Source organism: Rhodanobacter sp. Col0626, from assembly GCF_049994385.1.
Lineage (GTDB): Bacteria > Pseudomonadota > Gammaproteobacteria > Xanthomonadales > Rhodanobacteraceae > Rhodanobacter.
This window is the reverse complement of sequence record NZ_CP188260.1, coordinates 3166689-3186003: the sequence shown is the minus strand read 5'-3', so window position 1 is coordinate 3186003 and position 19315 is coordinate 3166689. Positions and strand designations below refer to the sequence as shown.

General features: G+C 64.5%; 21 protein-coding genes. All 21 read left to right on the top strand.

Features of this window, described 5'->3' with window-relative positions:
* Positions 1 to 82: 82 nt before the first annotated feature.
* Complete coding sequence (locus ACPPVV_RS13975) at positions 83 to 1588, top strand: flagellin (protein ID WP_426700492.1); 1506 nt, start codon at positions 83 to 85, stop codon at positions 1586 to 1588.
* Between the two features lie 200 nt (positions 1589 to 1788).
* The gene (gene fliD / locus ACPPVV_RS13970) at positions 1789 to 3255 is read left to right on the top strand and encodes a flagellar filament capping protein FliD (protein WP_426700491.1); all 1467 of its coding nucleotides are present in this window, start codon (positions 1789 to 1791) and stop codon (positions 3253 to 3255) included.
* A gap of 14 nt (positions 3256 to 3269) precedes the next feature.
* Complete coding sequence (fliS, locus tag ACPPVV_RS13965) at positions 3270 to 3695, top strand: flagellar export chaperone FliS (protein ID WP_426700490.1); 426 nt, start codon at positions 3270 to 3272, stop codon at positions 3693 to 3695.
* Positions 3695 to 3997 carry a flagellar protein FliT gene (fliT, locus tag ACPPVV_RS13960; protein WP_426700489.1) on the top strand — a complete coding sequence of 101 codons (303 nt, stop codon included), beginning with the start codon at positions 3695 to 3697 and terminating at the stop codon, positions 3995 to 3997. The genes fliS and fliT overlap by 1 nt, the downstream gene beginning before the upstream one ends.
* Positions 3998 to 4114: 117 nt before the next feature.
* Complete coding sequence (locus ACPPVV_RS13955; protein ID WP_426700488.1) at positions 4115 to 4669, top strand: PilZ domain-containing protein; 555 nt, start codon at positions 4115 to 4117, stop codon at positions 4667 to 4669.
* A gap of 345 nt (positions 4670 to 5014) precedes the next feature.
* On the top strand, positions 5015 to 6439 hold the full coding sequence (locus ACPPVV_RS13950; protein ID WP_426700487.1) for a sigma-54 dependent transcriptional regulator: 1425 nt from the start codon (positions 5015 to 5017) through the stop codon (positions 6437 to 6439).
* Between the two features lie 157 nt (positions 6440 to 6596).
* Positions 6597 to 6923, top strand: coding sequence for a flagellar hook-basal body complex protein FliE (gene fliE, locus ACPPVV_RS13945; RefSeq protein ID WP_426700486.1), 327 nt, complete (start codon positions 6597 to 6599; stop codon positions 6921 to 6923).
* A gap of 47 nt (positions 6924 to 6970) precedes the next feature.
* Positions 6971 to 8689, top strand: a complete 1719-nt coding sequence (fliF, locus tag ACPPVV_RS13940; protein ID WP_426700485.1) for a flagellar basal-body MS-ring/collar protein FliF — start codon at positions 6971 to 6973, stop codon at positions 8687 to 8689.
* A complete protein-coding gene (gene fliG / locus ACPPVV_RS13935; RefSeq protein ID WP_426700484.1) occupies positions 8679 to 9695 on the top strand; it encodes a flagellar motor switch protein FliG in 1017 nt (338 codons plus the stop codon). The genes fliF and fliG overlap by 11 nt, the downstream gene beginning before the upstream one ends.
* Complete coding sequence (locus ACPPVV_RS13930) at positions 9695 to 10324, top strand: FliH/SctL family protein (RefSeq protein ID WP_426700483.1); 630 nt, start codon at positions 9695 to 9697, stop codon at positions 10322 to 10324. Before fliG ends, ACPPVV_RS13930 begins: the two co-directional genes overlap by 1 nt.
* Positions 10321 to 11688: a flagellar protein export ATPase FliI gene (gene fliI / locus ACPPVV_RS13925; RefSeq protein ID WP_426700482.1), complete on the top strand. Its 1368-nt coding sequence runs from the start codon at positions 10321 to 10323 to the stop codon at positions 11686 to 11688. Before ACPPVV_RS13930 ends, fliI begins: the two co-directional genes overlap by 4 nt.
* Positions 11685 to 12110 (top strand): flagellar export protein FliJ, encoded by a 426-nt coding sequence (gene fliJ / locus ACPPVV_RS13920; protein WP_426700481.1) that lies wholly within the window; start codon positions 11685 to 11687, stop codon positions 12108 to 12110. Before fliI ends, fliJ begins: the two co-directional genes overlap by 4 nt.
* 103 nt (positions 12111 to 12213) lie before the next feature.
* Complete coding sequence (locus ACPPVV_RS13915; RefSeq protein WP_426700480.1) at positions 12214 to 13341, top strand: flagellar hook-length control protein FliK; 1128 nt, start codon at positions 12214 to 12216, stop codon at positions 13339 to 13341.
* A gap of 250 nt (positions 13342 to 13591) precedes the next feature.
* On the top strand, positions 13592 to 14092 hold the full coding sequence (locus tag ACPPVV_RS13910) for a flagellar basal body-associated FliL family protein (RefSeq protein ID WP_426700479.1): 501 nt from the start codon (positions 13592 to 13594) through the stop codon (positions 14090 to 14092).
* 15 nt (positions 14093 to 14107) lie between these two features.
* A complete protein-coding gene (gene fliM / locus ACPPVV_RS13905; RefSeq protein ID WP_426700478.1) occupies positions 14108 to 15124 on the top strand; it encodes a flagellar motor switch protein FliM in 1017 nt (338 codons plus the stop codon).
* Positions 15121 to 15468 (top strand): flagellar motor switch protein FliN, encoded by a 348-nt coding sequence (gene fliN, locus ACPPVV_RS13900; protein ID WP_426700477.1) that lies wholly within the window; start codon positions 15121 to 15123, stop codon positions 15466 to 15468. The genes fliM and fliN overlap by 4 nt, the downstream gene beginning before the upstream one ends.
* On the top strand, positions 15468 to 15860 hold the full coding sequence (locus ACPPVV_RS13895) for a FliO/MopB family protein (RefSeq protein WP_426700476.1): 393 nt from the start codon (positions 15468 to 15470) through the stop codon (positions 15858 to 15860). The genes fliN and ACPPVV_RS13895 overlap by 1 nt, the downstream gene beginning before the upstream one ends.
* The gene (gene fliP, locus ACPPVV_RS13890; protein WP_426700475.1) at positions 15857 to 16603 is read left to right on the top strand and encodes a flagellar type III secretion system pore protein FliP; all 747 of its coding nucleotides are present in this window, start codon (positions 15857 to 15859) and stop codon (positions 16601 to 16603) included. Before ACPPVV_RS13895 ends, fliP begins: the two co-directional genes overlap by 4 nt.
* 523 nt (positions 16604 to 17126) lie before the next feature.
* Positions 17127 to 17396: a flagellar biosynthesis protein FliQ gene (gene fliQ / locus ACPPVV_RS13885; protein WP_426700474.1), complete on the top strand. Its 270-nt coding sequence runs from the start codon at positions 17127 to 17129 to the stop codon at positions 17394 to 17396.
* Positions 17393 to 18163 (top strand): flagellar biosynthetic protein FliR, encoded by a 771-nt coding sequence (fliR, locus tag ACPPVV_RS13880; protein ID WP_426700473.1) that lies wholly within the window; start codon positions 17393 to 17395, stop codon positions 18161 to 18163. The genes fliQ and fliR overlap by 4 nt, the downstream gene beginning before the upstream one ends.
* A 4-nt stretch (positions 18164 to 18167) precedes the next feature.
* Positions 18168 to 19307, top strand: coding sequence for a flagellar biosynthesis protein FlhB (flhB, locus tag ACPPVV_RS13875; protein ID WP_426700472.1), 1140 nt, complete (start codon positions 18168 to 18170; stop codon positions 19305 to 19307).
* Positions 19308 to 19315: the final 8 nt, after the last annotated feature.

Sequence of the window (19315 nt, the reverse complement as noted above, 5' to 3'; positions counted from 1 at the left end):
ATGGCATTCCAACGTTGGAATCTTGCCGCCGGGATGCAGAACGTCCAAACAAACCGGCCTTTGGTTCCCGTAGGAGATACCCATGTCACTCGTAATCAACACCAACGTTTCTTCGCTGAACACGCAGAACAACCTGAGCAAGTCGCAGAACGCCTTGTCCAAGGCCACCGAGCGTCTGTCCTCGGGCCTGAAGATCAACAGCGCGGCCGACAACGCCGCCGGTTTCGCGATCTCGCAGCGCTACACCACGCAGGTCGGCGGCCTGGCCCAGGCCAGCGCCAACGCCAGCGACGCAATCAACCTGGCGCAGACCGCCGGCTCCGCGCTGGACCAGGTCACCGCCAACCTGCAGGCCATCCGTGACCTGGCCGCGCAGTCGGCCAACGGCACCTACAGCGACGACGACCGCAAGACCATCGACGCCGAAGTGCAGCAGCGTCTGTCGGAAGTCACCCGTATCGCCAACCAGACCACCTTCAACGGCACCAAGGTGCTGGACGGCAGCTTCGGCACCAAGAGCTTCCAGATCGGCGCCGATGTGGGCCAGACCGTCAGCGTGGGCATCACCGGCAGCGTGAAGACCAGCGAGCTGGGCAAGATCGCCGAAGTTTCCAGCGGCGATATCACCGCTGCGCTTGCCGCTACCTCCACCACCACCGGTGGCACCACCACCAATGGCGCGGTCAGCTCCACGGGCACTGGCCTGTCTGACGCGTTCGCTGGTGCTGGCCTCGTGTTGGGCGCCGGTGACCTGACGGTCGGTGGCACCGCCGTCGCCGCCAGCACCTATGCCACTGGCGACGATCTGGCTGACGCGATCAATACGGCGGCGGGCTCCACGGTTGCATCGTGGAACACCACCACTAACGAGCTGGATTTCTCCAACGCCGGTGGTACCGCTGTCAGCGTCGTTGCCTCGGGTGGCGCCGCAGGCGTTGGCCTGCCGGCCTCGGTCCCGCCCGCAACGACCACCGGCGGCACCACCACGACCACGCCTGCCACCGTCAATTCAGGCAGCCTGACAATCAACGGCAAAGCCGTCGACACCAGCAAGGTCGCCAGCGTGCAGGACCTGTCCGATGCCATCAACGCCTCCAATATCGCGGGCGTGAGCGCGGCTGTCAGCGCCGACGGCAAGGGCATCAACCTCTATTCCAGCGATGCTGCCGAGGGGCTGAACATCGTCGACGGCGGTACTGGCGTGATTGGGGCGAATGCCACGGACGCCAACACGGCGGCTACTTATGCCTCGGGTGACGCTGCAACCATCGGCGGTTCGCTGGCGGACGGCAACGTCAAGACGGTGGACTCGGCGAATGACCTGATCTCGCGTGTCGACGTGGCGCTGTCCTCGGTGGCCAGCCTGGCGGCCAACCTGGGTGCGGTCCAGAACCGCTTCCAGTCGACCATCTCCACCCTGAGCTCGCAGTCGACCAACCTGCAGTCGTCGCAGTCGACGATCCAGGATGCCGATTTCGCTGCCGAAACGGCCAACCTGAGCAAGGCGCAGGTGCTGCAGCAGGCCGGTATCTCGGTGCTGGCGCAGGCCAACTCCAACCCGCAGCAGGTGCTGAAGCTGCTGCAGTAACCGTTGCGGGCCGTTCGCTGCCTTCCTGTAAGGCGAGCGGCTGACAACGGGATTTGACCCGGGCGGCGGCATCGTGAACTGCGATGCCGCCGCTGTCACAGGAGCCGCCGGCAAAAATCTTGCGCATAGCGAGATTTTTGCCGGCGACTCGTAAGCCTCGCGCTGTCGCGGGGCCGTTTGGATAACTTACGAGGAATGCCATGACTACGACCAGCGCCACGTCCGGCAACAGCTTGAGCGCATTGCTCAACGCAAACGCCACAGGCTCGAGCAGCAACACCGGCTCCGGTTCGGGTTCGTCCGGTTCCACCGGCGGCGTGCTCAGCTCGGCCGGTATCGGCTCCGGCCTGGATGTGGACGCCATCGTCACTGCCCTGGTCAATGCCAAGAAGACGGGGCCGCAGACACAGATCACCAGCAAGGCGACGCAGACCAATACGACGCTGACGGGGTTGGCATCGCTCAATTCGGCGCTGACTTCCTTGCAGAGCGCGCTATCGGCCCTGACCAAGACCAGTACCTTCAGCAGCTACAACGCGGCGCTGGCCGATACCACCTTCGGTACCACCAGCACCCTGAGTAATGCCAAGCCGGGCAACTACGCGCTCGATGTGACCCAGCTGGCCACGGCGCAGAAACGCAGCAGCGACGCCTACGACAAAAGCGCGGCCATCGGCAGCGGTACGCTGACGATCGGCGTGGGCGCCAACAGTTTCAACCTCAGCGTGTCGGCCACCGACACGCTGTCGGATATTGCGTCGAACATCAACGGCGACTCGAACAATCCTGGCGTCACGGCTACCGTTGTCTATGGTGCCGGTGGTGCACAACTGTTGCTCAGTTCCAGCAAGACCGGCGTAGCCAACGGCTTCACCGTCAGTGCCAACGCCACCAGCAGTGACGGCTTGAGTGCGCTGGCCTCCAAGCTGGGCGCCGTCGGCACCAGCGAGGCACAGGATGCCCAGCTGACGCTGGACGGCATCAGCATCACCAGTGCCAGCAACAGCGTCAGCGGCGCGATCGACGGCGTCACCGTCAACCTGGCCAAGACCGGCAGCACCGAGCTGACGGTGAGCCAGGACAACAGTGCCGCCACGGCGGCGATCCAGGGTTTTGTCGATGCCTACAACAGCTACGCCGGCACCGTGACCACGCTGTCCAGCTACGATGTTTCCACCGGTACGGCGGGCATCTTGCTGGGTGACACCACGCTGACTTCGGTGCAGCGGCAGATCTCCGGCTTGCTGAGCGGCACGGTGCCTGGCAACGGTATCGGATCGCTGGCCGCACTGGGCATCACGCGCGCCGCCGACGGCACCATGTCGCTGGACAACGGCAGGCTGGCCTCCACGCTCAAGAGCAATCCCGGGGCCGTGCAGGATCTGTTCGCCGGTCCCAACGGTTATGCCACGCGGTTGAACACGTCACTGGATGCGTTCACTTCCAAAAGTGGCGTGATCGCCACTCGTCAGCAGAGCCTCAACGACAGCCTGACCAAGCTCAATACGCAGCAGACCCAGCTGAATGCGCGGATGACGGTGTACGAGACCCAGCTGCGCGGTCAATACACCGCGCTCGACACGCTGATGTCCTCGCTCAACAACACCAGCAGCTATCTGACCAGCGCCCTGGCGCAGTTGGAAGCTACCTATACCAAGACCAACTGATTCCGGAGAGCCTCATGAGCTACGGACATATGCGCAACGCCAGCGCGATCTACCAGCAAAACAGCGTCCGCGGCGGCGTCGAGGACGCCGACGCGCACCAGCTGATCGGCATGTTGCTCGATGGCGCGATCGACCGCATCAGCCAGGCACGTGGACACATGATCCATGGCAACGTGGCGGACAAGGGCGGCAGCATCACGCGCGCGGTGGCCATCGTCGGCGAATTGCGCGAAGGACTGGATCACAAGGTGGATCCGGCTCTCAGCCGGCGCCTGGATTCGGTCTATGAATACGTCACGCGACGTTTGCTCTATGCGCAGCTCAACGACGATCCGGCGGCGCTGGACGAGTCGGTGCGCCTGCTCTCGCCGATTCGCGAAGGGTGGCAGGCGATCCGCGGCGATTATCTGTCGACCAGGCAGGCCACCGGGGTACGTTGATGGACAACATTCGCGATGGCGGCCTCGATCAAGCGCTGCGGCTGAGCACCCGCATGCTCGATGCGGCAGGCATGGGCGACTGGGCCAACGTGACCACCCTGCAAGCGCAATGCGATGCGCTGCTCCGGCACGACCACAAGGCGGACGAAGCAACCCGTACGGTCCTGCTCGAACTGCAACGGCATCACCAGAGCGTGACCGCACTGGCGGCTCAGGCGCGCGACGTGATCGCCCAGGAGCTGGGACGCCACCGGCACAATCATCGTGCGTTGAGTGCCTATCTGGTCTCCGGCGAGAAGTGACGCATGGATATCGGGCAAGAGTATCTGTGAAGATGCGTTCGCATTATCGTGCGAGCACCGCACGGTAGGCGACTTACGCTGCAGCATCCGGTTGACCTCACACAGGACAGATATCCCATGCAAGACGATGCCTGGCTGGCGTTTTCCGAACGCGTGAGTTGCGAAGAGGACTGCCATGTCGATTGCGAGCGGCTTGAGCACCCCTTGTCCCCGACGCAGATCCTGTGCCTGGCCGAACGCAACGCAAACACGCTGGCGGCGATCGCCGCGCTGGAGGAGCGTCGCGCCGACATCGGCGAGGACGACAGCCCCCTGATGCAGGAAATGCTCAGGATGGACGCCAAGCTCACTGCGTTGGTGGATATCGTCAATAACCTGCTGGTGCCGACCAACACGCTGCCGCCACGCAAGTTGCTGCGTTTCAATGCAGTCGGTGCGCTGTTGCCTGCCACGTTGGTGCCAGCGGGCGATGCATTGCTGCTGCGCTTGCGCTTCGATCTTTGCCGCAGCCTGCCGCTGGAACTGGCCGCGCGGGTCGAACGTCACTGCGACGATGGCCGGGTTTTCGTGGCGTTTGCGCCACAGGGTGACGCGCTGAGTGACGCAATTGAGCGGTTGGTATTCCGCCATCACCGACGCAAAGTGGCAGAGGCGCGCCAGCTGACTGGTTGAGGGTCCGTAGAAGTTGGCAAAGTGCATGTGACGTGGTTCGCAGTTATGAAGGCCTGGCTGCAATTCCTTTGACGCTGATCACATGTGGCGTGGGTGCCTCATCACGCGGCCGTCTCCACCCAAACATTTTTTGTTTCATGTGGTTACGACAAACCTTTGCGTATGTGTGCCAGTGCCATCGCGGCAGGTTTTCCGACATGTGACGTTTTATTGTCGCGTCGACCTGCAAAAACTGGCCCCCTTATTGCTCATCGTTCATCAGGCCGGCGACGGAAAGTCGGCACTGATGAAAAGGCAGTCCCGCTGGAAGCATGGGTTTGCCAAATGTGCGGTAAGGAGAAAGCGATGCAGAAGTTCGATTTCCTGGTCATCGAGTCCGATCAGGCACGTGTGAGTTCCGTACTCTCGGCACTTCAATTTCTGGGGTATCGGCCACTGCATGGGGCCGGTTGCGACGAGACCGACGAATCCACCCATGCCTGGCGCGCGGTCTATATCGGCAGCGTCGACGACACGGCCGAGGCCGAGCGCCAATTCGCCTTGCTGGGTGCGGCAGCGGCTCATGTACCGGTATTGCTGGCCAGCGATTCCCCTTGGGTCGAACGCCTCGGTGCAACGGCATCGCCGTTTGCCGCCCGGATGGCCACGCTGGCATTCCCGCTGCGTTACGAGAAGATGGCCGAGGCCTTGCGCAATATCCAGGCGCGCCTGCTTGGCGGACAGCCCAGCGGCTTGCGTTTCGTCGGCAATTCGGCGCCGATGATTCGCGTCAATGCCCTGATCCGTCAGGTCGCGCCGTTCGATTCGAGCGTGCTGGTACTGGGTGAATCGGGCACCGGCAAGGAGATGGTGGCGCGTGCGATCCACGAGCATTCGCCGCGTCGCGACAGGCCATTCGTGGCCATCAACTGCGGGGCGATTCCGGCCGAGCTGCTGGAAAGCGAGCTGTTCGGCCATGAAAAGGGCTCCTTCACCGGAGCGATCAGCGCCCGCAAGGGTCGTTTCGAAATGGCCGAGGGCGGCACCCTGTTTCTCGACGAGATCGGCGACATGAGTCTGCCGATGCAGGTAAAGCTGTTGCGCGTGTTGCAGGAGCGCGCCTACGAGCGCATCGGCGGCAACAAGACCCAGCGCTGCGACGTGCGCATCATTGCCGCCACGCATCGCAATCTGGAGCAGTCGATCGCCAACGGCCAGTTTCGCGAGGACCTGTTCTATCGCCTCAGCGTGTTTCCGCTGGAGCTTCCATCGTTGCGGGAGCGGCTGGAGGATCTGCCGACCCTGATTGCCGAGTTCAACCAGCGACTCGCCCGTCGCGGACTGGGTGCAGTGCGCTTCAGCGGCGGCGCCATGCAGACGTTGCGTGCGCACGCATGGCCGGGCAACGTGCGCGAACTTTCCAATCTGGTCGAGCGCATGGCGATCCTGTTTCCGCACGGTGAAGTGCGCGGCAGCGACCTGCCCGAAAAATATCGCGGCCTGCACGCGGGAGACGAAGTCCACGGCGCGGCTCTGTTGGCGCTCATGGAGGACGAACTGCCACCGGTTGAAGGTGGTTTGCAGCCGGTGAGCGAGTCGCTGCGCATGCTTCCCGAGAACGGCCTTGACCTCAAGGATCACCTGGCCGACATCGAAGTCGGGCTGATCCGACAGGCCCTCGACGCCACCGATGGTGTGGTGGCACACGCCGCACGCCTGCTGCATATGCAGCGCACCACCCTGGTGGAGAAGCTGCGCAAATACGGATTGCAGAACAGCCTGGCGGCGTGAAGCGGGACGGATGTCGGGCGGTACAGCTCGGCTCCTCCCCCGCGCGCAGGAGGGAGTACGGGCTCCCCGTCTCATGGCACGGCTCGTGCATTTACCCACTTGAAACCCGTCACGCGCCGGGATTACGTCATGAAGCAAGCGACATGGAAACACTGACATGAGCACGATCGACGTCAACAACCTGCTTGCCCAGATGCGCCAGATGACGGCGCAGGTGCGCCCGCCGGAAACCGCCTTCAAGGCGACGCCCGTCGGTGGACAGGCCGATTTCTCCGCGGTGCTCAAGCAGTCGATTTCCGCCGTGGGCCGCAGCCAGATGGAGGCGGGCAACATGGCGGCGAGTTTCGAGCGTGGCGATCCCGGTGCAGACCTCGGTCGCACGATGATCGCGGTGCAGAAAGCCGACCTCTCGCTACGCACCATGGTCGAGGTACGCAACAAGTTGGTCGATGCGTACAAGGACATCATGAACATGCCGGTCTGACGCTTTCGCGTCGGCCCCGATTCCGCCCTTAGTCAACGAGCAGCAGCATGGCAGACAACGCCATCGCGACCACCGACAAAAACGGTTCGCGCCTGGATTCCTTCAAGCAGATCGCCCAGAACCCGGCGACGCGTCAGCTCGTCTTGCTGGTGGCGGTGGCGGCGGCGGTGGCGCTCGGCGTGGCGGTGGTGCTGTGGTCGCGCGGGCCGAACTACGGCTTGCTCTACGCCGGGCTCGAGCAGAAGGACGCAGCGGCGATCACGCAGGAGCTGCAGGCGACCAACACGCCCTACCAGTTGAGCAACGACGGCTCGTCGATCATGGCGCCGGCTGCCGACCTGGCGGGTTTGCGGCTCAAACTCGCCGCGAAAGGTTTGCCACAGGGCAGTGCCGCCAGCAGTGCATTGCCCGCCACCGATTCACCGTTCGGCATGAGCGATCTGGCCGAACGCACGCGTTACCAGCAATTGCTGGAAACCGATCTCGGCGCCACCATCGGAGGCTTGCAGTCGGTGCGTGCCGCACGCGTGCATCTGGCGCTGCCAAAACCCTCGGCGTTCGTTCGCGACAACCGCGAGGCCAGTGCGTCGGTGCTGGTCACGTTGTATCCGGGGCGTCAGCTCGATGCCGGCCAGGTGGCGGCGATCGTGCATCTGGTCGCGGCGAGCGTGCCGGATCTGGACGCGCGGCAGGTTTCGGTGATCGACCAGCAAGGCCAGCTGCTGACGACGGATCCGGACAGCCCTGGCGCGGTGGGCGACAACCGCCTGCGCATGGCAACACGCATCGAGAACACCTATGCGCAGCGCATCGAGGAGCTGTTGACGCCGCTGGTCGGCCCGGGCCGGGTGCGCGCGCAGGTGTATGCGGACCTGGATTTCAGCCAGAGCGAAAAAGCCACCGAGACCTTCGGCCACGACCATCCGTCGCTGCGCAGCGAGCAGACCAGCAGCGAGCAACACGGAGCTGCCGGCGGCTCAGGTGGCGTGCCCGGCGCGCTCAGCAACCAGCCGCCGACGCTGGTCGCGCAGCCCACCGCGGCAAAGCCCGATGCCGGCAAGAAGACAACGACAGACGCTGCCAAGAACGCGGCAACGACCACGACCACGACGCAGACGCCTTCGGGCGACAGTTCCAGCAGTGCCACCCGCAACTATGAGCTCGACCGCACCATCAGCCACGTGAGCGACCCAGCCGGGCGTCTCGCCCGCCTCACCGTCGCGGTGGTGCTGGATGACAAGCTGGTCAATCCCGCGACCGATGCCAGCGCCGCCACCGCCGCGGTTCCCAAGAGCGTTCCGTTCAGTGCGCAGGAGCTGCAGCGGCTGACCGAGCTGACCAAGAACGCGGTGGGCTTCAGCGCCGAGCGCGGCGACAGCGTCAGCGTGATCAATCAGGCATTCCATCACGGGCCCGCCGTCGATGCGCTGCCGGAAACCCCGCTGTGGCAGCGACCGGGCGCGATGGATCTGTTCAAGCAGGGCATCGGTGTGCTGATCGCGCTGCTGGTGGCATTCGGTTTGTTGCGCCCGTTGTTGAAGGGGCTTCTGCGCGGCGAGACCGCGCAGCGCGCGCTGCCGGCGCCGATGCCGACAATCTCCGTGCGCGTCGACGATGAGCCGGCGGCCAATGAACCGGCCCGGCTCGGTTCCGTACCGGCGCTCGCATACGAGCAACGCATCGGCCAGGCCCGGCGGATGGTGGGCGAGAACTCCAAACAGGTGGCGCAAGTCGTGAAGAACTGGGTGAGTGAAGATGGCAACTAACCGTCCCGATGCGCCCGTCTCCGGCGCGCAGCGCGCTGCCATTCTGCTGCTGACACTGGGCGAGCAGGATGCCGCCGAAGTGCTCAAGCACCTCAGTGCGCGCGACGTGCAGGCGGTCGGTACCGCCATGGCGGCGCTTTCCAGCGTGTCGCGCGAGCACGTCGAGCACGCGCTGGACAAGCTCAATGAAGACATGGGCCGGCAGACCTCGCTGGGCGTGGGTACCGAGGAATACATCCGCAAGATCCTGGTCAACGCGCTGGGCGAGAACAAGGCAGGCGGCCTGATCGACCGCATCCTGCTCGGGCGCAGCAGCAAGGGGCTGGAATCGCTGAAGTGGATGGAAAGCCGCGCCATCGCCGAGATGATCAACCAGGAACATCCGCAGATCATCGCGCTGGTGCTGGCACACCTGGAGCCGGACCAGGCGGCCGAAGTCATCGGTTACCTGCCGCCACGCGTGCGCTCCGATGCGGTGATGCGCATCGCGACGCTCGACGGTGTGCAACCGCACGCACTGAACGAACTGGACGAGATCATGGAGCGCCAGTTCTCCGGCAACACCAAGAAACTGAAGTCCGCCAACGTCGGTGGACTGAAAGCCGCCGCCGACATCCTCAACGCGATGGAAAGCAGCCGCGAAACCGAATTGATGACCGCCATCCGCAGCCACGACGAGGCACTGGGTGGACGGATCGAGGACTTGATGTTCGTCTTCGAGGATCTGGCCGAGCTGGATGATCGCGGCATGCAGATCCTGCTGCGCGAGGTACCGTCCGGAACCCTGATCACCGCGCTCAAGGGGGCCGAACCGGAGGTGCGCGAAAAGATTTTCGCAAACATGTCCAAGCGTGCCGCCGACATGATGCGCGACGACCTGGAGGTCAAGGGTCCGGTACGCCTGAGCGAAGTCGACGCCGCCCAGAAGGAAGTGCTGGCTACCGCACGGAAACTTTCCGACGCAGGACAACTCAGTCTCGCCTCCGGCGGGGATGAGTTCGTCTGATGGCGGCCGCCATCCACAACGTGGCATCGGCTTTCACGCGCTGGGAGCTGCCGAACGTGGGCGCCCAGCCGACGACACCCAAGGCGGCCAACACGCCGCCGCAGCCGACCGTGCGCGAACTCGCGGCACTGGAACAGCAGGCGCGCGATGAAGGCTATGCCGCCGGCCGCGCGGAAGGTCTGGCCGCGGCCCAGCAGCAGTTGCATCAGCGCATGGCACAACTCGATGCGCTGTATGACGCAGCGGCGCGACCTCTGCTGGCGCTCGACGAACAGACCGGACAGGAACTGGCGCGACTGGCGACCATCGTGGCCGGTCGGGTGATCGCACGCGAGTTGCGCCTGTCTCCCGACCTGATCGCGCGCGCCGTGCGCGAGGCTGCCGCCGCGCTGCCCGCAGCCACGCGTGAGCTTCGCGTGCGCGTGCACCCGGATGACCTGGCCTTGTTGCAGGAACTGGGCGCGGCCGAGAATCACTGGCAGCTGATCGCCGACCCGGCGCTGGCGCGTGGCGACTGCCAGCTGGAAAGCGAACGATCCCGGCTCGACGCGCGGGTGGAAACCCGGCTGGCGGCGGTGATCGATGCCGTGCTCGGCGATGACGCCGAAGACAACGGAAACGATGCATGAGCGCTGATCTCGCCGACGTCGCACGCCGTGCGCGCTGGCAGCAGCAGTTTGCGCGTCGTGCGCTGCGCGCCGAGGCGGCACGCACGTTGACTGTAGAGGGCAGCCTGCGACGCGTGGTCGGTTTGACCCTGGAGGCGGAAGGGTGCGAGGCCGCGCTGGGCGCGCGTTGCCTGGTCGACACGGCCGACGGCGCAAAACTCGAAACCGAAGTGGTCGGCTTTGCCGACGAACGCCTGCTGCTGATGCCGGTGGGCGACATGCATGGCGTGTTGCCGAATGCACGCGTCCGCCCGTGTTCGCACAGCGGCGGATTGCCGGTAGGCCATCAATTGCTGGGCCGGGTGATCGGTGCCGATGGCGTGCCGCTGGACGGGCTGGGTCCACTGGACTCCGACGAACACGCCGCGCTCAAGCGCGAGCCGATCAATCCGATGGCGCGCAAACCGATCGATGCACCGCTCGACGTCGGCGTGCGCGCCATCAACGCGCTGCTCACCGTCGGACGCGGCCAGCGGCTGGGCCTGTTCGCCGGTTCCGGCGTCGGCAAATCCACCTTGCTTGGAATGATGACGCGTTACACCAACGCCGACGTGGTGGTGGTCGGCCTGATCGGCGAGCGCGGCCGTGAGGTGAAGGAATTTGTCGAGCAGACCCTGGGCGAGGAAGGCCGTCGCCGCGCGGTCATTGTTGCCGCTCCGGCGGATGCGCCGCCGCTCAAGCGGTTGCGCGGCGCGCAGTACGCGACGGCCATCGCCGAGTGGTTCCGCGACCGTGGCCAACGCGTGTTGCTGCTGATGGATTCGCTGACCCGCTACGCACAAGCCCAGCGCGAGATTGCGCTGGCGATCGGCGAGCCGCCGGCGACCAAGGGCTATCCGCCATCGGTCTTCGCGATGATGCCGGCGCTGGTCGAACGCGCCGGCAACGACGCCGAAGGTCGTGGTTCGATCACGGCGTTCTACACCGTGCTGACCGAAGGCGACGACTATCGCCACGATCCGATCGCCGATGCCGCGCGCGCGATTCTGGATGGCCATATCGTGCTGTCGCGCGATCTCGCCGAGGCCGGTCATTACCCGGCCATCGACATCGAAGCGTCGATCAGCCGCGTGATGCCGGCGGTGGTGACGCGCGAGCATCTGCGCGCGGCGCAACGTTTTCGCCAGGTCTATTCGGCTTATCGTCAGCAGCGCGACCTGATCGCGGTGGGGGCTTACCAGAAGGGCTCCGACCCGCAGGTCGATCAGGCGATCGAGATGTGGCCGCAACTGCGCGCCTTCCTGCAACAAGAAGTCGATGAGCCGATGACACTCGATGCTGCCATAGGCAAGCTCGATGCCCTCGCAAAACAGGTGACCGCATGAGTTCGCGCGCGACGCAGCTGCAACCGGCCGTGGAGCAGGCCAGGCAGCGCAGCGAAGACGCGCTGGCGAAACTGGCCTCGCAACAGCAACTGCTGGCCAAGGCCGAGCAGCAGCTCACTGAATTGCGCCGCTATCGGCAGGAATACGCTGAAACCGGCGACGGTGCACTGAGCGTGACGGCATTGCTCAACCGCCAGCAATTCGTCGAGCGGATCGACCAGGCGATCGTCCAGCAGACTGCCGAGGTCGGCCGTCAGAATCGCCAGCTGGCGCAGGTGAGGGACCGCTGGCAACAGGCACACGCGCGCGAAAGCGCACTCGACAGTGTCGTCGCGCAACATCGCGAGCAGGAGCGTCGGGCCGAGGATCGGCATGAACAGGCCGAAGTCGATGAACGCATGCAGCACCGGCGGTTGCGATGAACCGCCGGGCCGCGCCATCGCGGATGGGCGGAAGTCCCGCCGTACCCAACGTGCACCACGATGGATCCGCACGCGCGGATCCCTCTGAAGGAATGTCTACGCCATGACCATCCCGCCCGTCGTTTCCCGAGCCGCCGCGCCCGCGGCGCCACGCGCTGCATCTGCCATCGATTCCAGCGATGGGTCCAACGCGGCGGATCATTTCGATCGCCAGCTGCACGAGGCGCGGCAGCACAGCGCAGTGAAAGATACCGATCACTCCCCGAAGGAGCCGGAACGCCCGGAGCACGCGTCGACATCGCGCAAGCCGCAACGACAGCCTTCTGACGAGTCCTCCGATAAATCGCCTGTGGTGGCTGGGCAGCCTGCTTCCAGATCGGTGCCGACCTCCCCATCGACCATTTCCGAAAAAACGCCGGATACCACCGCGACAATCGCTGTGGCGCCAAAGGACGAAGATGAACCGGATGGCGAGGCGGCGTCCGCGCTGACCGGCGCCATGCTCGCCTTGCTCGGACCTGCGGCAGCAGGCGTGTTGCGTCCGGCTGCTGTCGCCGGGGCCGCCGGCGCGTTGTCGGCTGGAAAGACGGCGGCCAGCGATGCGAAAGCGGCCGACTTGCTCCAGCTCGGCGATGCAAGCGGAGCAGTCACCGCGCTTGTCAGCGCCGCACTGGCGACAGGCAAGACGCCGGTCACGGGCGATCCGGATTTGCTGCCGCCGATCGGGATCGGCAAGGACCCGTCGAAGGCGATGGCGTCCACGGTGATGTTGTCGGCGCCTCCTGCACCAGCCACATCGGCGACGCCTGTTCACTCTTTGCAATTGCCGTCGCCGCCGGGCACTCAGGCGTTCAACCAGGATCTGGGCCAGCAAGTGGCCTGGTTGAGTGGACAGAACGTCAAGCAGGCGCGGATCCGGCTGCATCCGGAGGACCTGGGCTCGCTCGACGTGAGCGTCAGCGTGACGCATGGACGGGTCGACGTCGTGTTCAGTGCGCAACATCCCGCCGCCGTCACGGCCGTGCAGCAAACCTTGCCGCAACTGGATCACATGCTGGCCCAACACGGTCTTTCGCTCGGCCACGCCGAGGTCGGACAGCACGATCGCGGTAACGGTCACGGGCGCGCGGGTCATGCCATGGCGGACCCGCTGGACGAGATCGGCGATAGCCACGGCAGCGGCCTTGCGGTCACGCTGGGCAGCGTCGGCCTGCTCGATGCGTTCGCCTGACCGAAGGTACCGGTTCGCCAGCCACGCGTTCCCATTTCGCGTCCGCTGATAAGGAGCTGGTCACTCCGTCGTGATCGCGTCGCGCCGATTCACCGGCGGGCGTCAAGAAAGCGCCGTCGCATGCGTCGTCCCAGTTCGGGATGGCAGAAAATCCCGGTGGTGCAAGGCCTCCCGAGGATGGCACGCAGATTGCTTCCGTTGATTTAGGCGCCCATGCAGGCGCATTCCAACATGGCAGATCGAGGTTTTCATGATCGAGGACGAACAAGCCGGAGCAGTCGACGCTCCGGTGAAGCGCAACAGCCGCAAGCTGCTGGTGATCGGCATGGTGGGGGCATTGCTGGTTGCGCTGGGTAGCGGCGGCTATGCGTGGCAGATGCGTCAGATGTCGCATGCCGGAACGGGCAGGGCGACAGCGCCGGAGTTGAGCAAGACGGAACTCTACCTGCCGATGGATCCGGCCTTCGTGGTGAATTTTCGCGACAACGATTCCCTGCGGTATCTGCAGGTGGGCATTACCTTGATGTCGCATGATCCCGATGCAATCAACGTGGCGAAGGCCGCCGACCCGGTACTTCGCGACTCGCTGGTGGCGCTGTTCAGCAACCAGAACTACTCGATCATCAGCGATGCCGCCGGTCGCCAGAAGTTGCAGGAGCAGGCACTGGCCGCCGTGCGCAAGATCGTCCAGGCCCGATTGGGCCGTCCCGGCATCGACGCGTTGTACTTCACCAGCTTCGTGATGCAGTAACCGGATGACACGCGCATGAGCGACCTGCTTTCCCAGGACGAGATCGACGCGCTGCTGGACGGCGTCAACGGCGGCGCGGTCAGCACCGGCAGCGATGAACCGTTGCCGGCCGATGCGGTGATCTCCTACGACTTCACCCAGCAGGACCGCATCGTGCGCGGCCGGCTTCCGACGCTGGAAATGGTCAACGACCGTTTCGCGCGATTCTTCCGCACCGCCATTTTCAGCGTGCTGCGCAAGACCTGCGAGGTCTCGGTGCTGGGCGTGAAGATGGTCAAGTTTGCCGAGTACGTGCACGGCCTGGCGGTGCCGAGCAATCTCAACCTGGTGCGTATCAAACCCTTGCGTGGCACTGCGCTGGTGTTGTTCGAGCCGCGCCTGGTGTTCACCGTGATCGACAATTTCTTCGGCGGTGACGGCCGCTATCACGCCCGCATCGAAGGACGGGATTTCACCGCGACCGAGAACCGCGTCATCCAGATCATGCTGGCCGAATTGTTCGGTGCCATGACCGAGGCATGGGCGCCGGTGCTGGGTCTGCAGTTCGAGTACCAGAGTTCGGAAATCAATCCGCAGTTCGCCAATATCGTCAGCCCGACCGAGACGGTGGTGGTGTCGCGCTTCCACGTCGAGCTCGATGGCGGCGGTGGTGAGATCAACCTGACGCTGCCGTATGCGATGGTCGAACCGATCCGCAATCTGCTCGATGCCGGCGTGCAGAGCGATCGCGTCGATCGCGACGACCGCTGGGCGGAAATGCTGCAAGAAGAAGTGCTCGACGCGGAAGTCGACCTCAGCTCATTGCTGCTCGAGGCGCAGCTGAGCCTCGGCGAATTCCTGCATCTGCGGCCCGGTGACGTGATCCCCGTGCAGCTGCCTGAGCTCGCCACCGTCTACGCCGAGGATGTGCCGGTTTTCCGCGGCCGCTACGGCCAGTCCAACGGCCGCAATGCCGTACGTTTTCATGTCCAGGCCGGTCGTCGCGAAAGGCGCCTGGCCGGCGATCACTCCACAGAGAAGAACCCCGCATGAGTCAGTCCACCGAAAGTGCCTTCGCCGATGCCGGCGAGCGCGTTGAATTCGATCCCTTGCAGGGCGCCGTCACCAGCGGTGGCGACGTCAACCTCGACATGATCCTGGATGTGCCGGTGACCCTGGCCATGGAGGTCGGCCGCACCCGCATCAGCATCCGCAACCTGTTGCAGCTGAACCAGGGTTCGGTGGTGGAGCTCGATCGCGCCGCCGGCGAGCCGTTGGATGTGTTCGTCAACGGTACCCTGGTCGCGCATGGTGAGGTAGTGGTGATCAACGAGAAATTCGGCATCCGCCTGACCGACGTGATCAGTCCTGCCGAGCGCGTGCGAAAGCTGCGCTGATGGGCACGCTGGCGCTCATGCTTGCCGTGGCTCCGGCGGCGACATCGGAGTTCAGTGCTGCCGGCGAACTCGTTCGCGTGGTGCTGAGCCTGCTTGGCATCATCGGCCTGATTCTGGCCGCCGGCTGGCTCACCCGCCGGATGCAGCGTCGACACGGCGTGGCCGGGCGACGCATTCGCTGCGTGGAGACATTTGCGGTGGGCGCGCGCGACCGGCTGCTGTTGCTGGACGCCGACGGCAAGCGCCTGCTGATCGGCATGGGCCCGGGTGGCATGCGCACGCTGCACGTCTATGACGGCGTACCTGTCGAACCTGCCGTGGCAACGCCGTCCGAGATTCCGCCCATGCCGGTGTTCGGCGAGTTGCTGGCACGCTGGAAGCGCGGCTCATGAAGGCGTGGCGCTGGGCCTTCGCCGGCATGCTTCTGCTGTTGCCGCTGGCGACGCTGGCGGCGCCGCCGGGGATCCCGCTGGTGAACGTGCAGAACGTGCCCGGTGGCGGCCAGAGCTGGACGCTGTCGCTGCAGGTGCTGGCGTTGATGACGGCGCTGACGCTGCTGCCGGCGATCGCGCTGATGATGACCTCGTTCACCCGCATCATCATCGTGCTCGGCTTCTTGCGCCAGGCACTGGGCACACAGTCGACGCCGCCCAACCAGGTCTTGCTCGGGCTGTCGCTTTTTCTCACGTTGTTCGTGATGTCGCCGGTGCTCAATCGTGCCTATGTCGATGGCGTGAAACCGTACATGGATGGACAGATCGCCGCCGAACAGGCGCTGCCGGCGGCCTCGGCACCGTTCAAGCGTTTCATGCTCGACCAGACCCGTGATGCCGACCTGCAACTGTTCACCCGGCTGGCGAAGGAAAAGCCTTATGCCAGCAAGGCGGACGTGCCGTTCAAGGTGGCGATGCCGGCGTTCCTCACCAGCGAATTGAAGACCGCGTTCCAGATGGGCTTTCTGCTGTTCATCCCGTTCCTGATCATCGATCTGGTGGTGGCCAGCGTGCTGATGTCGATGGGCATGATGATGGTCTCGCCGACGATCATCTCGCTGCCATTCAAGATCATGTTGTTCGTGCTGGTCGATGGGTGGACGCTGCTGCTGGGCACGTTGGCCGGGAGTTTTTACACGTGACCGCGTATCAGGTCATGGAGGCTTCTGTGGGAGCGGCTTTAGCCGCGACGCTTTTGTCTGTTTCGGAGCAAGAGCCTTCGTCTGCCTCGCCCTCCGCAAGGAGGACGAAAACTCTTCGCTCTGATGCAATAAATCCAAGCAAGAGCATCGCGGCTGAAGCCGCTCCTACAGGTGCCGCGCGACAGAAAAGTAAGTCGTCCTTCGCAAGGAGGGCGAAGGCTTTCCGCTCTGATGCAATGAATCCAGGCAAGAGCATCGCGGCTGAAGCCGCTCCTACAGGTGCCGCGCGACAGAAAAGTAAGTCGTCCTTTGCAAGGAGGGCGAAGGCTTTCCGCTCTGATGCAATGAATCCAGGCAAGGGCATCGCGGCTGAAGCCGCTCCTACAGGTGCCGCGCGACAGAAAAGTAAGTTGTCCTTCGCAAGGAGGGCGAAGGCTTTCCGCTCTGATGCAATGAATCCAGGCAAGAGCATCGTGGCTGAAGCCGCTCCCACAGGTGATGACGCACTCTGCGGAGTCTTCGCATGACCCCTGAATCCATCATGGAAATCGGCCAGCATGCGCTGTACGTGGCGATGCTGGTGGCGGCGCCGTTGTTGTTGACGGCGCTGGCGGTGGGCTTGCTGGTGGGCGTGATCCAGGCGGCGACGCAAATCAACGAGATGACGTTGAGCTTCATTCCGAAACTGATCGCGATGGCGCTGGTGGCGTTGATCGCCGGTCCGTGGATGCTGCGCCTGCTGGTGCAGTACACCACTCACCTGATCGAGAGCCTGCCCGGGGCGATCAGGTGACTGCGCTGGATCTGGCGCAGTTGCCGATGTGGCTTGGCAGTCTGTTCTGGGCGATGGCCAGGGTGAGCGGGCTGTGCCTGGTGGCGCCGGTATTCAGTGCCACGGTGATATCGGCGCGGATCCGCATCGGCGTTGTGGTGGTACTGAGCCTGGTGCTGGTTCCGCTGGCACCGGCGACGATCGACCCGCTCAGCGGCGCCGGCGTGGCAACCATGGCTGGCCAGGTGTTGATCGGCGCGGCGGTGGGTTTCGTGCTGAAGCTGGTGTTCGAGGCGGTGTCGTTCGGCGGCGAACTGGTGGCGCAGAGCATGAGCCTGGGTTTTGCCGAGATGATCAATCCTCAGGCTGGCGGCAGCTCGACCGTGCTGAGCCAGTTCTACCTGCTGCTGGTGACCTTGCTGTTTGTCGCGATGGACGGCCATCTGCGCCTGATCGCGCTGTTGGCCGACAGTTTCCACAGCTTGCCGCCGGGCACGGATGCGATCGATGCCAACGGTTTGCACGCCGTGGTCATGTTTGGCGGCGAGCTGTTTTCCGGGGCAGTCCGCGTCGCGCTGCCGGCGATGACGTCGTTGCTGGTGGTGAACATGGGCTTTGCCGCGATCAGTCGTGCGGCACCATCGATGAACCTCTTCGCGGTCGGCTTTCCGATCACGGTGTCGCTGGGCTTCATCGCGTTGTGGCTGTCGTTGCGCAGCCTGCCGGGTGCATTCGAGGCGCTGCAGAATGACGCCTGGTCGCTGATGCGCAACCTGGTCGGGAGCTGATCCGATGTCGGACGACAGCGACCAGGAAAAAACCGAAGAACCTACCGAAAAAAAGCTGCGCGAATCGCGCGAGAAAGGCGAGGTCCCGCGATCGCGCGATCTGTCCGGTGCCATCGTGGTGCTGGCCGGCGTGGCGGCGCTGATGAATAGCGGGGAAAGCGCTTTCCTGCACGCCCGGCGGATTTTTTCGCTGGGCCTCGGCTATTCGCGCGAGGCGCTGTTCTCCGATGCCTTGCCAGGCCGAACGCTGCACGCAGCGTTGCACGAAGCGCTCCAACTCTTCGCGCCGGTGGCCGTGGCGACGATGCTCGGCACGCTGGCCGCGCCGCTGCTGCTGGGCGGCTTGAATTTCAGCGCGCAGGCGTTGCAGCCGAAATTCGAGCGGCTCGATCCGATCAAGGGGCTGGGCCGTATTTTCGCGATGCGCGGCCTGGTCGAACTGGGCAAGGCATTGCTGAAGCTGCTCTTCATCGGAGCGGTGCTGGGTTTGCTCTTGCACCACTGGCAGAACGAGTTGCAGGCCACCGGTCGCGGTTCGGTCATGGCCGGGATCGCGCAGTCCATGGGCCTGCTCGGGCGGGCGGCGCTGTGGTTCGGCTCCATCCTGGCGCTGATCGGCGGTATCGATGCCCTGTACCAGAAATTCGACCACGCCAAGAACCTGCGCATGACCAAGCAGGAAATCCGCGACGAGATGAAGGAGAGCGACGGCAATCCCGAAATGAAGGGACGCATCCGCCAGGTGCAACAGGCGCAATCGCGCCGCCGCATGATGGAGGAACTGCCCAAGGCCGACGTGGTGGTGGTCAACCCCGCCCACTTTGCGGTGGCCTTGCGCTACGACGACGGGCGCATGGGCGCACCGCGGGTGATCGCCAAGGGTGTCGACGTACTCGCGCAGCAGATTCGCCTGGTGGCGGGCAGTCATCGCATCCCGCTGGTCGAAGCGCCGCCGTTGGCACGCGCCTTGTATGCAACGACTGAACTGGGTCGGGAAATCCCCGCCGCGCTGTACGTGGCGGTGGCTCAGGTTCTGGCCTACGTGTACCAGCTGAAGCAAGCCACGGTGCAGGGCGAGCCACCCCCGGCAGCGCCAACCCCTGAGGTCGATCCGGACCTGATGGGGCCTTACCGCGATCTATGACGAGTCAA